This window comes from Sutterella sp. AM11-39 (assembly GCF_003472385.1).
Lineage (GTDB): Bacteria > Pseudomonadota > Gammaproteobacteria > Burkholderiales > Burkholderiaceae_F > Duodenibacillus > Duodenibacillus intestinigallinarum.
Map to the genome: position 1 here is coordinate 24383 of NZ_QRLV01000006.1, position 13275 is coordinate 37657.

At 56.1% G+C, this 13275-nt stretch carries 13 protein-coding genes; 4 read left to right on the forward strand and 9 right to left on the reverse strand.

Annotation, left to right across the window (positions count from 1 at the left end; all coding sequences use genetic code 11):
• Window positions 1-2: 2 nt before the first annotated feature.
• A complete protein-coding gene (locus DW133_RS06220) occupies window positions 3-938 on the forward strand; it encodes an electron transfer flavoprotein subunit alpha/FixB family protein (RefSeq protein ID WP_118275790.1) in 936 nt (311 codons plus the stop codon).
• A 127-nt stretch (window positions 939-1065) separates the two neighbouring features.
• Window positions 1066-1776, forward strand: a complete 711-nt coding sequence (locus DW133_RS06225; protein ID WP_147408885.1) for a hypothetical protein — start codon at window positions 1066-1068, stop codon at window positions 1774-1776.
• Between the two features lie 111 nt (window positions 1777-1887).
• On the opposite strand, the gene DW133_RS06230 is transcribed toward DW133_RS06225, so the two are convergent.
• Window positions 1888-2772, reverse strand: coding sequence for a LysR family transcriptional regulator (locus DW133_RS06230; RefSeq protein ID WP_118275792.1), 885 nt, complete (start codon window positions 2770-2772; stop codon window positions 1888-1890).
• Window positions 2773-2879: 107 nt separating this feature from the next.
• On the opposite strand from DW133_RS06230, the gene DW133_RS06235 reads away from it, so the two are divergent.
• The gene (locus DW133_RS06235) at window positions 2880-4163 is read left to right on the forward strand and encodes an MFS transporter (RefSeq protein ID WP_118275793.1); all 1284 of its coding nucleotides are present in this window, start codon (window positions 2880-2882) and stop codon (window positions 4161-4163) included.
• Between the two features lie 91 nt (window positions 4164-4254).
• Here DW133_RS06235 and DW133_RS06240 read toward each other — a convergent pair whose 3' ends face one another.
• From DW133_RS06240 to DW133_RS06260, 5 genes are all read right to left on the reverse strand, one after another.
• A complete protein-coding gene (locus DW133_RS06240; protein ID WP_118275794.1) occupies window positions 4255-4608 on the reverse strand; it encodes a cyclophilin-like fold protein in 354 nt (117 codons plus the stop codon).
• Window positions 4609-4842: 234 nt separating this feature from the next.
• Window positions 4843-5289, reverse strand: a complete 447-nt coding sequence (gene dut / locus DW133_RS06245) for a dUTP diphosphatase (protein WP_118275795.1) — start codon at window positions 5287-5289, stop codon at window positions 4843-4845.
• A gap of 14 nt (window positions 5290-5303) precedes the next feature.
• Window positions 5304-5723: a hypothetical protein gene (locus tag DW133_RS06250; protein ID WP_118275796.1), complete on the reverse strand. Its 420-nt coding sequence runs from the start codon at window positions 5721-5723 to the stop codon at window positions 5304-5306.
• A 2-nt stretch (window positions 5724-5725) separates the two neighbouring features.
• Window positions 5726-6922 (reverse strand): bifunctional phosphopantothenoylcysteine decarboxylase/phosphopantothenate--cysteine ligase CoaBC, encoded by a 1197-nt coding sequence (gene coaBC / locus DW133_RS06255; RefSeq protein WP_118275797.1) that lies wholly within the window; start codon window positions 6920-6922, stop codon window positions 5726-5728.
• A 67-nt stretch (window positions 6923-6989) separates the two neighbouring features.
• The gene (locus tag DW133_RS06260) at window positions 6990-7451 is read right to left on the reverse strand and encodes a peroxiredoxin (RefSeq protein WP_118275798.1); all 462 of its coding nucleotides are present in this window, start codon (window positions 7449-7451) and stop codon (window positions 6990-6992) included.
• Between the two features lie 160 nt (window positions 7452-7611).
• Here DW133_RS06260 and DW133_RS06265 point away from each other — a divergent pair, with 160 nt between their 5' ends.
• A complete protein-coding gene (locus DW133_RS06265; RefSeq protein ID WP_118275882.1) occupies window positions 7612-8487 on the forward strand; it encodes a pyridoxamine kinase in 876 nt (291 codons plus the stop codon).
• Window positions 8488-8571: 84 nt separating this feature from the next.
• Here the strand turns inward: DW133_RS06265 and lspA are convergent, their stop codons facing one another.
• The 3 genes from lspA to DW133_RS06280 form a co-directional block, all read right to left on the reverse strand.
• Complete coding sequence (lspA, locus tag DW133_RS06270; protein WP_118275799.1) at window positions 8572-9075, reverse strand: signal peptidase II; 504 nt, start codon at window positions 9073-9075, stop codon at window positions 8572-8574.
• 5 nt (window positions 9076-9080) lie between these two features.
• On the reverse strand, window positions 9081-11951 hold the full coding sequence (ileS, locus tag DW133_RS06275) for an isoleucine--tRNA ligase (RefSeq protein ID WP_118275800.1): 2871 nt from the start codon (window positions 11949-11951) through the stop codon (window positions 9081-9083).
• A 258-nt stretch (window positions 11952-12209) separates the two neighbouring features.
• Complete coding sequence (locus DW133_RS06280) at window positions 12210-13196, reverse strand: LysR family transcriptional regulator (protein WP_118275801.1); 987 nt, start codon at window positions 13194-13196, stop codon at window positions 12210-12212.
• Between the last annotated feature and the right edge of the window lie 79 nt (window positions 13197-13275).

The following is a 13275-nucleotide window of genomic DNA, read 5'->3' on the forward strand; positions in this document are numbered from 1 at the left end:
GTATGACTATTCTTGTGATTGCAGAGCACAACGATGCTCAGCTCAAGTCTTCGACTTTGAATGCGCTCAAGGCCGCTTTCGAACTCGGCTCCGACGTCGACGTTCTGGTGGCCGGTCAGAGCTGCGAAGGCGCCGTCAAGCAGGCGGCTGCCGTGGCCGGCGTGCGCAAGGTTCTTGTTGCACAGGGCGAGGCCTTTAACCATTGCCTGCCCGAAGCGCTCACCGACGCTGTTCTCGCGGCACAGCAAGCCGGCGGCTATAGCCACATTCTCTTTACGGCCGGTACCTCCGGCAAGGCGGCCATGCCCCGCACCGCCGCCAAGCTCGGTGTGTCGGCTTTGACCGAAATCGCTGGCGTCATCTCCGCCGATACGTTTAAGCGCTACATCTACGCGGGCGGTGTTCTTGCCACCGTGAAGACCACGGCTACCCCTGTTGTAGCCAGCGTTCGAGCCACTTCCTTTGAGGCTGTTTCAGCCGAAGGCGGCAACGCTGCCGTTGAAACGCTCGTCGTGACGCCGTCTTCCCGCGGCTTTAAGTTCGTGAGCGTGGAAGAGGTGGCTAGCGACCGTCCGGATCTGCTCACCGCCAAGCGCGTCGTAGCCGGCGGTCGCGGCCTTTTTGACGAAGAGGGCTTTGCCGCTCTCGACAAGCTTGCTGAAAAGATGGGGGCCGCTCTTGGTTCCACCCGCGCCGTGGTTGACATGAACCTCGTGCCCAGCGAAACGCAGGTCGGCCAGACCGGCAAAATCGTAGCTCCCGAGCTCTATATGGCCTTCGGTATTTCCGGCGCCATTCAGCACGTGGCAGGCATGAAGGACTCCAAGGTCATCGTGTCCGTCAATAAGGACGCCGAAGCTCCGATCTTTGAGGTCTCGGACTACTATTTGGAGGCAGATGCGGTCGACGTGATCAAGGAACTCACTGAGAAGCTCTGATCCGCTCGAATCGGATGATCCATAAAAGGCACCGGCGTCCTGTACAGTGATACCGGTGCCTTTGCTGTTTTTGCAGACTTCGGCAAAAGGTTGGGCGAAGGCGGTCTGCAGAGAAGGTGCAGGAGAAATGCGACTCGAAAAACTTGTTTTGAGTGTAACGGCGTTTGCTGTGTCGACAGTGTTTGCCGGAGATTCGCTGCTGAACTTTGATAAGACCGATCCAACGGCTACTTGCATTCTGACAGCCGAAAGTCCGTCGCCGAAATATGTCCTGATTCTTTTCCCGGGTGGCGACGGACGTGTCGCGGCGCACCAAACGGGCGGAAAGATTCTCTTCGGTAAGCGCAACAATTTTCTGATTCGGTCCCGTTTACTGCTGGCGGACAATGAGTTTGCAACGGTCTCAACCGATGCTTCGAATGACGAAAAGCGTTTTTCTTTGCTGCTCGACAGAATCCGGCAACTGTATCCGCACGCTTCTGTCTGGCTGGTCTCAACCAGCAGAGGTACGCTGGCGGCGGCTCAAGTCGCCGGTAAATGTCGTGACCGTCTCGATGGCGTGGTCTTTACTGCGTCAATGAAAGAGCTCAGAGATATCCCATTGGATGCAATCAAGGTCCCTAAACTCTTTGTGCACCATGTTTCCGATGCCTGCAAGAGCACGCCTTACGATGCGGCCCGAGAACTTGCGGCAAAGCTAAATGCCGACTTTATGACCGTATCCGGCGGAAAGACCAAAGGTAAGCCATGTCAGGCATTTGCGTACCATGGGTTCAATGGTCTGGAAGAAAAAGTTGTCGACGAGATCAAGAATTGGATCAAGGCGAGAGCCCAATAGCCACAGCCTTGAGGCCGCTTTCAACGTTGTACTGTATGTTTGTACACGGCTGACGGTATTCCCAGGTACCGACTGATGAGAGTTTCTCGCCGGAATGAATGCGACGGATTTTTAGGTAAGACCGATTTTGGCTTTGTACTTACTGATCGTGTCTGCCCACCAATTTAAAATTTCGGGATCAACTTCACCGTCGCGGCTTCGTAGCACAAGACGTTCCGGAGAGAGCGCAAGCGTTGAATCGATGGAAGTAACCAAGTTCTTGTACGGCGACTGACCTAAAAGTAAGAATTTGGGCAGAATCGCCCAGCCTACGCCTTTTGCAGCCAAGCCCAAAGCCCATAGGCCGCTGTCAACTTCCCAATGGTCGTTGCAAATAACACGGGGTGGAGTTGCTTCCGGTGCTCGGGCGTGCACCACGATTTGTCGGTAGCAGCGCAAATCCTCAAGTGTTGGCCGAGAAAGGGAGGCCAACGGATGGTTTTTTGCAACAACAATGGACACGGGTGAGTGCCCGAGCAACCTCTCATCGCAGTGAGAAGATGGGGAGGATGCAAATATCAGAGCCAAATTCATGCCGGCTCTGCTGAAAAACCAGTCTGCCTCAGAACCGGTGATGTTTTCAACCTGCAGCCGTACGGATGGAAAGCGTCGGGCAAACAGCCGCAGCCAGTCAATCATGACCGGAGCTTCCAGGACAAGATCAATGCCCATGTAAAGAGCAGGGGATGGCGTATCGGTAAGCGACAGGGCGCGGGTTTCAAGACGATCCGCTTCAGCCAGAAGACGTTGCGCGCCGACCAGAAGTTCAGTTCCTCTGGGTGTCAAAACAGGTTTGGGCGTCCGGTCAAAAAGCTTGTATCCAAGTTCGGCCTCCATTCCTGAAATATGCATCGATACCACCGATTGGGCCCGTCGAATTTTTCGTGCCGCTTCCGAGAACGAACCTGTCGCCGCAACGGCAGCAAAGGAGCGGAGTTCATCAATTTTTAATCCCATAGGACTGCGTGCCTTTAGTGACTATCAATTTATTGATGGATTCTAACTAGATTGTGCGGAAATTTGATGAGACAATTCTGCCATGACTAACTTCATGGAGCAGGCCTATGTCCTTGAATTCCACTCTCAAAAAGAAACCGATGAGCGCAGTTGCGACGCTTGATCTCAATTTGTCTGCTCAACATTCCTTGCAAAACGCAAAGGCTGACGAGAAAATCCATGCGGGAAGCGGCAATGGGGCGAATGCAGTTTCCGGGACTGAACTTTGGGCTGCCCGCATCGGTTTTTTCGCCGGAGGTTTTACGGTAGCTTCGTGGGCGCCTCTGATTCCTTTTGTCCAGTCGCAATTGCGGCTCGAGCCCTATGTTTTGGGGTTGTTGCTGCTGGGCTTGGGTGTCGGATCTTTTGTCGGCATGCCGTTGGCAGGCAAACTGACGCAACGTATCGGAGCTCGAAATGCGATATTGCTTTCCGGCTTGGCGTCCTGCCTTTTGCTGGTGGTGCTTTCGCTTGTGCCGGGGTTTTACATTGAGTGCGCAGCACTTCTGGCTTACGGCGTGACACTGGGTTGTCTGGAAGTGAGCGTCAATATTTACGGTACGCATTTGGAAAATCGCAATCAAGCGCGCTTAATGAGCGGCTTGCATGCTGCTTACTCCATCGGAGAAGTTGTTTCTGCAGTCGCGCTCACTTCGTTGTTTGTGCTGGGACTTGCCCCGGCTCAGGCTGTCGGCGCGTTGATGGTTTCATTGGCTTTAACGATGGTTGTTTTGCTTCGTCGCATCGAAAACCATCCGATAGAGGTGCCCCGAAAAACAAAAGAAAAGCGTAACGGATGGGCTTTCAACGGCTCTATAGCAATTTTGGCGGTTGTTTGTGCCGTGATTTTCCTTACGGAAGGAAGCATGCTTGACTGGAGCGCCATCTATTTGCGTGATTACGCAGGGGTGCCACAGGAGGGCAGCGCTGTCGGTTACACACTTTTTGTTATTGCAATGGCTATGTCACGTTTGATCGGTGACAAGCTGGCAATGAAGTTCGGCGCTGTAACGATGCTTTCCGTTGGAATCGCCATGATGCTCGCAACGCTTCTGGCGTTGGTGCTCTTTCCTTATCCGGCAAGCGCCATGGTCTCCTTGTTTATCATGGGACTCGGAATTGCCAACATTGCTCCGATTGTCATCTCGGCTGCGTCGAGAACGGCAGCAATGGATAGCGTTAAAGCCATTACGGCTGTGACAACTGTCGGTTACGGCGGCCTGTTGGCCGGTCCTGCCCTGATCGGAGCGATATCTTCGGCGGTGTCGCTGCAAGGCGCTTTTCTTACAGTGTGTGTGCTTTTGGCAGTCAGTCTGATACTTGTCCAAAAAAATAAATCCACGTTCAGTTGACGCGAAGGTAAGACGTACCGCAGGACGCGTCTTACCTATGGTCGGTTACAGTAGAAGCCGTAAAGCCCCTGACTTCAATCGGTGGAGGAAGTCACTTGAGGAAGGTAACGGTTTTGTCGCCGCTTGTACGAATGGCTTCGAGACCTTCCGGGCTGATTTGACCGAGGTCGGCCAGGTCGGAACTCCACGGAAATTCCACAAGGAATATCGCAATATTGCCCCAAGGTTTGTAGACGGTCATCGTTCCGCGCGTGATCTCAAAGTGGCGGGCGGAGCGTTCGAGTTCCAGAGCAGGCTTGGGATATGCGATACGTTCATTGCGACCGAAGTTTTCAAACGTGAGCGTCATCGGCAGTCGTGCGATGAAAGCGCGGGCGTCGGCATTGTCGGCCATTTCGACGGGATAACTTTTGCCGTCGATGGAAACTTGGATGGTTTCGGACATAGCGGTTCCTGAAGAGAGTAAACCTAAACAGACAAGGAGCGAGGCAAATAGTCGCTGGGCATGCATGGTGTTGTTCCTTTCCGATTGGTGTTTTGCGGATTTGCAAACATGCTATCGCGCCGGAAGTGACCAGTCGTGAGCGGCGGTGTCAAAGGTTTGCCTGAAAGGAGCAAGTACAAAAAAGGCGCCTCTCGAGCAGAAGCGCCTTGGTGCCACAACAGTTGATTGTGTCGATTATTTCGTGCCGGTCGAGCCGAAGCCTCCTTCGCCGCGGGAACTTGCTTCAAAATCGGTCACGAGTTCAAACTCGGGCTGCACGACGGGCAGCACCACGAGCTGGGCCAGACGCTCGAAGGGTTCGAGTACAAACGGCTCTTTGCCGCGGTTCCAGGTGCTGATCATCAGTTCGCCTTGATAGTCGGAATCAATCAAACCGACCAAATTTCCGAGCACAATGCCCTTTTTGTGCCCCATTCCGCTGCGAGGGATAATGACGGCGGCGTAATTGGGATCACCGATGTGGATCGCCAGACCGGTCTTTACGAGGACTGTTTCACCGGGGTTGATTGTGAGCGGCTCATCGAGGAGGGCTCGAAGATCGAGGCCTGCGGAGCCCGGCGTGGCATAGCGCGGAAGGTGCTCGCGGATGCGTTCGTCAAGGACCTTGAGTGCAATTTTCATTTTTTCCTTGTGCTTTATTCGTTGTTGGATTTGTCGGCTTCTTCAAGCCGTTTGAGCCGCTCGAGCTTCTGATGCTGCGAGAGTGCGCAAACAAGACCGCCGAATGTTACGAACATTCCTACGGGAATCAAGTTTTGCAGGTTTGGCTCGGACATGCCCGCGATGATGAACAACACGCCGAAAAGCGCGATCACGCTGCCCGCAAGACGCAATAGCGCAGGCATGGCGTTCTTGTTCTTGGCGATGAAACCGGGCGAGGAGGGAGCCTGATCGGATTCGTTAGCGCGACGCACGGTGACCATGCCCGGCATGTCGCTGTTGACGGAAACGGTAAGGCCGCTTACCTTTGCATTGCCCTTTTCGATTTCCTTCAAAAACGCGATGTAGTCGCCGTTATGAGGTTCAAGCGTTTTTTCGTTGAGTTTGAAGGCCATGTCTACACCTCCTTTGCGAGGTCATCGGCGATGCATTCGATGATGGTTTGCGCAAGCACATCCTTGCTCACAAGGCCCGTGGCGACTTCCTTGTCGGCCGTCACGATCACCGCTTCGTTCATGTCGCAGCCGATGGCGCTGCGGGCGTTGTTGGCCACGATCATGCGGGCGAGCTTGCGGATGCGCTTGCCGCGTGCGTTTTCAAGCACGTTTTCGGTTTCGGCGGCAAAGCCGACGCAGTAAAGCGACGGAAATTCACGTGCCGCCTGCGCGAGGATGTCCGGATTTTCCACGAGATCCAACGCGGGCGGTTCATCTGACTTCTTGATTTTTTCATCGGCGACTGCCTGAGCACGCCAGTCGGAAACGGCAGCGACGCTCACAAAGACGTCGGCGCCGGGTGCCTCACGGTGCACGGCTTCGTTCATTTCTTCGGCCGAAACGACCGGCACCGCTTTGACACCGTAAGGGACTGCGATCGAAGTGGGGCCGGAAATGAGCGTCACATCGGCTCCCGCTTCAAAGGCGGCCTGCGCAACGGCGTAGCCCTGCTTGCCGGAGCTGCGGTTGGTGATGCCGCGCACGGGATCCAATGCTTCAAAGGTGGGACCGGCCGTGACAACGAAACGCTTACCTTGCAGAATCTTCGGAGAAAGCAGGCGCGCGGCGTGCGCTGCAATCTCTTCGGGCTCAATCATGCGGCCTGCGCCCGAAACGCCGCACGCAAGCTCTCCGCACGCGGGTCCGAGCACGGCAAAGCCGTCGGCCTTGAGCTGAGCGATGTTGCGCTGAGTGCTCGCTTTGGCCCACATATTGCTGTTCATTGCCGGACATACGGCAACCGGACAGGAACTTGCGAGAATAACGGAACTCACCAGGTCGTCGGCAATGCCGTTGGCGGCCTTGGCCAGGATGTTGGCGGTAGCAGGCGCGACGATCAACAAGTCGCAGTCGCGCGTGAGCGCCAGATGCTGCATCGTCCCGTCGAAGGCCTGTGTCTGCACGGGATGTCCCGAGAGCGCAGCAAACGTGAGCGGTCCGACAAATTCAGTTGCCGCCTGCGTCATGCAGACGCGCACTGCAGCACCCGACTTGACCAAAAGCCGTACGAGCTCACAGGTCTTGTAGGCGGCGATGCCGCCCGTGACAGCCACTGTGATGTTTTTGGCAGCCAGGCGAGAGTAAAGCTTTGCGGTCATGAGGAAGCAGTTTTAAGTTAAAGCCGAATATCAGAAGAAAGTGTAGACGTCCTGCACAAGGATTGGGTTAAGAGAGCTCGCGAATCTTTTCGAGTACCGCTTCCACGTGACCCGGCACCTTGACGCCGCGCCACTCAAACGCGAGCTTACCCTGCGGATCAATGAGGAATGTCGAGCGCACGATGCCGCGGCAGGGCTTGCCGTACATCACCTTCGGCTTGATGACATCAAAGGCCGTGCAGAGCTCTTCGGACTTGTCACTCACGAGTTCAATGCCAAGTTCCTGGCGGGCGCAAAAACCTTCGTGGGTTTTCACCGAATCGCGGGAGACGCCGATTACCTTGGCGTTCAAAGCCTCGAACTGAGGCACGGCAGCCGTAAAGTCGCGCGCCTCAATCGTACAGGCCGACGTGTTGTCCTTCGGGTAGAAATAAAGCACCACCCAGCGGCCGCGTTGGGCTTGCAAATCAAAGTCGCCTGCCGTAGAGGGGCCTTTGACGTTGACGACGGTTTCTCCGATCTGAAACATTGACAATTCTCCAAGAGTCAAAATTTTAGGTGCGGTGAGTTTAGCAACTTGCACAGCCTCGATTGTTCGCAAATATTGCCGCGTGCGGATGCCTGAAGCCTTGCGAAGTGCTATCTTTAGGAGCCTCGAAAACCACAGAAGCCAAAAGGAAGTCTTCGACATGCGTTTCCAGCCCAATGTTCGCCGCATCGCGGCGATTCATGACCTGTCCGGAATCGGCCGGACATCTTTGATGGCCGTCATTCCGATTCTCTCTACCATGGGCTTTAACGTGTGTCCTCTGCCCACCGCGATTCTCTCCAATCACTCGCAGTACCCGGACTTCTCCTTCCTGGATCTCACCGAAGAGATGCCCCGCATCATTGATCAGTGGGAAAAGCTCGGCGTCACTTTTGATGCGATCTACACGGGCTATATGGGTTCGCCCCGACAAATCGAGATCGTCTGCGGCTTTATCGAGCGCTTCCGCACGGCCGATACGCTCGTGGTGGTCGATCCGGTCCTGGGTGACAACGGACACCTCTACAGCAAGATGACGCAGGAGATGGTCGAAGAGATGCGGCGCCTGGCATGCCGGGCCGACGTGCTCACGCCCAATCTCACCGAGGCGTTTGCGCTTTTGGATCGTCCTTACAAGACGGACTGCACGACCGAGGAACTCAAAGACTTGATTGCCGAACTTTCCGAAATGGGACCCGATACGGTGATCATCACGGGTGTTCCGGTGCCGGGCCAGTCGGGATTAACTTCCGTGATTGCGCGCAGCAAGTCTGATTTGCGCACCTGGAAGGTCACCTGTCCGTATCTGCCTGCGCATTATCCCGGCACGGGCGACAGCTTCACGAGCGTGATCACGGGCAGCCTCCTGCAGGGCGACAGCCTTCCGATTGCGCTTGATCGCGCTGCTCAGTTCATACTGCAGGGCATTCGCTCTACATTCGGCTATCGGATGGATAATCGCGATGGCATTCTGCTTGAGCGAGTGTTGCCCAACCTTAATACACCGATTCAGTCGGCCACCTACGAGCTGGTCTGACAGAGAGTTGTGAAAAAAACAAAAAACCGCGTCTTGCTTTCGGACACGGTTTTTCTGTTTGAGGCTGTACTGAGGACAGAAAGCTTACCTTTCTCGGCGGAATTCGTCGAACACCAGGAGTGCCGCCCCCACGCAAATGCAGATGTCGGCCACGTTAAAAGCCGGCCAGTGGTAGCCAAACGCGTGAAAGTCGAGAAAGTCCGTGACGTAGCCGTAGACGAGGCGGTCCCAGAGGTTGCCCAGGGCGCCTGAAATCACCAGGGACATCGAGAAGGCAAAGAGTGTGCGCTTGGCGTGACGCCACAGAAAGAACAGACACGCTGCAGTCACAAGCAGGGCAATGCCCGCGAAGGCGAAAATTTGCCACCCGCCTGCGTCACCCAGAAACGAAAAGGCCGCGCCCGTGTTGCGAACGTGGCAAAGATTGAAAAAGGGCGTGACAGGGACAAAGGCGCCGTACGCGAGCGTATCGATGACGGCGACCTTCGTGATCCGGTCGACAACGAGCAACACGAACGCTGCCGCAAGCCAGAGGACAAAACGCCCCGGAGCGGGGCTCCGGGGTGCAGATCGATTGATCTCGGTCACGGCGTTTAGGCCTTGGTGCGGACTTCGCCGGCGCCGAAGAGGTTCGTGAGGCACCGTTCGCACAGTTCCGGATGTTCGGCATTGTTGCCCACGCTCGGAACGTAGTGCCAGCAGCGGCAGCACTTCTTCTGCTCGGTGGCGGTAACCGTGATTTCCAAGTCACCTTCGTTTTTCACGAGTTCGGCGCTCGAGGTCATCATCACGAACTTGAGTTCATCGCCCAGGCCCGCGAGGGTCTCGTATGTTTCACCGCTTGCGGCGATCTTGCATTCGGCCTGCAGGCTCGAGCCCACAAGGCTTTGCATGCGCAGCTCTTCGATCTTCTTGAGCACTTCGGCGCGAACGTCGCGGATCGTCGACCACTTGGCGAGCAGCGCTTCGGAGCCTTCGACAGCAGGCACCGTGTGATAGAGCTCGGTAAAGATCGTACCTTCCTTGTTCGGACTGAAGATCGCAAAGGCTTCTTCGGCCGTAAAGGAAAGGATCGGAGCCATCAGACGCAGATAGGCCGCCGTGATGTGCCACAGGGCGGTCTGAGCGCTGCGGCGCGGCAGACCGTCGGTCTTCGTGGTGTAGAGACGGTCCTTGAGGATGTCGAGGTAGAAACTGCCCAGGTCGTCGGTGGCAAAGCCCATCAAAAGAGTGGCGACTTGCTGGAAGCTATAGGTCTCATTTGCCTCAATGATCTGCTTTTGAAGCTCGGCAACGCGAGCTAGCGCCCAGCGATCAAGCTCGAGCATCTGATCGACCGGCACGGCATCCTTATTGATGTCGAAGTCGTTCGTGTTGGCAAGCAGGAATCGCAGCGTGTTGCGGATGCGGCGGTAGCTGTCGACAACACCCTTGATGATGGTCGGGCCGATACGCAGGTCGCCTGTGTAGTCGGTCTGAGCCACCCAGAGACGGCAGATTTCGGCGCCGTACTTTTCGTAGATTTCCTTCGGACCCATGGCATTGCCGCGAGACTTGGACATCTTCTTGCCTTCTTCGTCGACGAGGAAGCCGTGCGTGAGAAGCGCATCGTAGGGCGGACGGCCGTAGAGGATGGAACTCGTCAACAGGGAGGAATGGAACCAGCCGCGGTGCTGATCGCTGCCTTCAAGGTAGAGGTCGCAGTGAGGCTTGCCGTCGTAGACGTCTTTGTGCGAGCCGTTCATCACGGTTTCGTACGTGGAACCGGAATCGAACCACACGTCGAGAATGTCGGTGGTCTTGTCGTACTGAGCGGCTTCTTCGGCGGGCATGAAGTCTTCGGCCTTGGCCTTCACCCAGGCTTCGATGCCTTCTTTTTCAACGCGTTGGGCGACTTCTTCCATGATTTCGAGCGTACGCGGATGCAGTTCACCCGTTGCCTTGTTCATGAAGAAGGGCAGGGGAACGCCCCAGTTGCGCTGACGCGAGATGCACCAGTCGGGACGGTTCTCGATCATGGCGTGCAAACGGTTGTAGCCCCAGGACGGGATGAACTTGGTGGCATCGACACCTGCCAGAGCCGTTTCGCGCAGGCTCTTTTCTTCGGCTTCGGTGTTGAGCACGCCCTTGGTGTCGGCCGTGGGCTTGTCCATGCGGATGAACCACTGAGCCGTTGCACGATAGATGAGCGGCGTCTTGTGGCGCCAGCAGTGCATGTAGCTGTGCTGGATCATTTCGCAGTTAAGTAGCACGCCAGCCACGCGCATCGTGTCAACAATCTTGGGCTGAGCCTTCCAGATGTTGAGACCGCCGAAGAGCGGGAGCCAGTCGGCGTAGACGCCGTTGCCCATCACCGGGTTGAGAATCTGATCGTTGGTCATGCCGTTGGCCTTGCACGACACAAAGTCGTCCAGGCCGTAGGCCGGAGCCGAGTGCACGACGCCCGTACCGCTCGTGGCTTCCACGTATTCACCGAGGAACACCGGCGAGAAGCGCTTGAAACCTTCGTGCAATTGGCTGAAGGGGTGCATGAAGCGGACGTGATCGAGGTTCTTGCCGTTGGTTTCGCCGACGATCTTGCCTTCGAGCTTGTAGCGCTTGAGGCAATCTTCCACAAGGTTGGTGCCCAGAATCAGGTACTTTTCGCCGCAGTCCACGAGCGCGTACGACAGATCCGGGTGCATGTTGATGGCCTGGTTGGCCGGAATCGTCCACGGCGTCGTAGTCCAGATCACCGTGTAGCAGGGCTTTTCAATCTTCACGCCCATCAGTTCTTCAACCTTGGGCTTGTCTTCTTCGGAAAGCGGGAAGGCGACGTCGATGGCGTAGCTTTCGCGGTCGGCGTATTCGACTTCGGCTTCGGCCAACGCCGAGCAGCAGTCAAAGCACCAGTTCACGGGCTTCAGGCCGCGGTACACGTAGCCCTTCTTCACGATGCGGGCAAGCGTGCGGATTTCGGCGGCTTCCGTTTCAGGACGCATCGTCAGGTACGGATTTTCCCAGTCGGCGAGAACGCCCAGACGCTTGAAGCCGGCTTTCTGCTTGGCGACCTGTTCCTTGGCATAGGCGCGGGCCTTGGCCATCAGGTCGGTCTTTTCGAGTCCCTTGCCGTACATCTTTTCGATCTGAATTTCGATCGGCATGCCGTGGCAGTCCCAGCCCGGCACGTAGGGGACGTCGTAGCCTTCAAAGAGCTTGGTCTTGTTGACGATGTCCTTGAGAATCTTGTTTAAGGCATGGCCGAGGTGAATTTCACCGTTGGCATACGGCGGGCCGTCGTGCAGAACGAAACGGTTGCGGCGGCCTTTGCAGGCGTTCTGAATCGTGTGGTAGAGATCGCGTTTTTCCCAGTCGGCAACCCAGACGGGTTCGCGCTTGGGCAAATCGCCGCGCATCGGGAATGCTGTGTCGGGAAGATTAAGCGGGTACTTTGCCGTATTGCCGGCTTTATCGGCTTTAGCCATGTGTCAGTCTCCAGGCCCCCTCGGGCTCTTCTGAAAGATTGAAAAGAATTGAATTTTGAGGTGCGCGAAAAAAGAGCGCCGTCATGAAAGAGGCGCGGGCGCAACGAGGTGTTAGTTTACAGGGAGAACCCTGCAGATTTCCATAGGTAAGCCTGCTTAGGTCCGGTGCGTTCTTGACGATTAAACGCATGTCGGATCTTCTTATACGACATTGCGTTATTGTGAAATTTGCTGCGTGCTTAATTCCCTGGATTGAGCCTAAGTTCGGTAGAGCTTGTTGCGATCGTACTTGCCATTGTCTTTGGGAAGACCCACCACATCGGAAACCTGCGCTTCATACGAAGCAAAGAGCGCTTGCATTTCTCTGGCGTACCACTCCAGAAAGATGCGTACGCGCTTCATGTGCCAGGCCTCGTGGCTTGCCACAATGAAGCACTCCACGGGCGGATGAAACCAGCCGGGCAAAATGGCGACGAGTCGCCCCGCGAGCAGATCTTCGTAGATCTGCACAAGCGGCATATCAACGGCCACACCCATGCCTTCGAGAAGAGCGGAGCGAATCGCCAGGATGTCGGTGGAGCGGATGCAGGAGGCGTAGGTGATCGGTTCGGCCTTGTTGCCTCGGTAGAGCATTTTGGTCTCTTCACGAACGGGGCCGTTGTAGACAAGTCCCGTGTGCAGGCGCAGGCTCACGGGGTCGAGTGGCATGCCGTGCTTTTGAATATAGGCGGGACTTGCGACCGGCAGATAGACGTTGCGGCCGCGGCTCATGTAGCACAATCCCGAAAGTGTCGGTTCTCCGGTGATGGTTGCCACGTCGCACAAGCCCTTTTGCACGTCGGCCGGTTTGAAGCCGCTCAAAATCTCCACCGTGATCTGCGGGTGCAGCTGCTGAAAACGTTGTAGCAACGGCGTAAGGCGCCTTGCGGCAAAGCCGGGAGCCGAGGATAGGCGGATATTGCCGGTAAGCGCACTATTGTCGTCGATGATCTTTTGCATCAATGAATCGTGCGCGCGAAGAATCGGCGTCATGCGTTTGAGAACCAGTTTGCCCGTTTCCGAGAGCTCCATCGGACGAGAGTTGTGGCGGATCAGATCGCAACCGAGCGCTTTTTCCAGTCCTGCGATCGCCCGTGAGAGGTTGGAGACATCAACGCCGAGCGCCGAGGCTGCTGCCGACAGCGTCCCGGTTTTGGCGAAGGTGACGAAGTAGCGCCAGGCGGCGAGGTCGTCGAGTTTGGACACGGCAAAATCTCCGAGAAACCAGACACATAAGATGCGTTGATTCTTTCATTTCTTTGCGTATTACGCAAATTAAGTTTGA

What these genes read in the sequence shown, in the direction of transcription:
- DW133_RS06250 (WP_118275796.1), bottom strand. Translation starts at nt 5,723, where the DNA reads ATGGCCTTCAAACTCAACGAAAAAACGCTTGAACCTCATAACGGCGAC.
- DW133_RS06220 (WP_118275790.1), top strand. Translation starts at nt 3, where the DNA reads ATGACTATTCTTGTGATTGCAGAGCACAACGATGCTCAGCTCAAGTCT.
- DW133_RS06265 (WP_118275882.1), top strand. Translation starts at nt 7,612, where the DNA reads ATGCGTTTCCAGCCCAATGTTCGCCGCATCGCGGCGATTCATGACCTG.
- coaBC (WP_118275797.1), bottom strand. Translation starts at nt 6,922, where the DNA reads ATGACCGCAAAGCTTTACTCTCGCCTGGCTGCCAAAAACATCACAGTG.
- dut (WP_118275795.1), bottom strand. Translation starts at nt 5,289, where the DNA reads ATGAAAATTGCACTCAAGGTCCTTGACGAACGCATCCGCGAGCACCTT.
- DW133_RS06260 (WP_118275798.1), bottom strand. Translation starts at nt 7,451, where the DNA reads ATGTTTCAGATCGGAGAAACCGTCGTCAACGTCAAAGGCCCCTCTACG.
- DW133_RS06230 (WP_118275792.1), bottom strand. Translation starts at nt 2,772, where the DNA reads ATGGGATTAAAAATTGATGAACTCCGCTCCTTTGCTGCCGTTGCGGCG.
- DW133_RS06240 (WP_118275794.1), bottom strand. Translation starts at nt 4,608, where the DNA reads ATGTCCGAAACCATCCAAGTTTCCATCGACGGCAAAAGTTATCCCGTC.
- DW133_RS06235 (WP_118275793.1), top strand. Translation starts at nt 2,880, where the DNA reads ATGTCCTTGAATTCCACTCTCAAAAAGAAACCGATGAGCGCAGTTGCG.
- ileS (WP_118275800.1), bottom strand. Translation starts at nt 11,951, where the DNA reads ATGGCTAAAGCCGATAAAGCCGGCAATACGGCAAAGTACCCGCTTAAT.
- DW133_RS06225 (WP_147408885.1), top strand. Translation starts at nt 1,066, where the DNA reads ATGCGACTCGAAAAACTTGTTTTGAGTGTAACGGCGTTTGCTGTGTCG.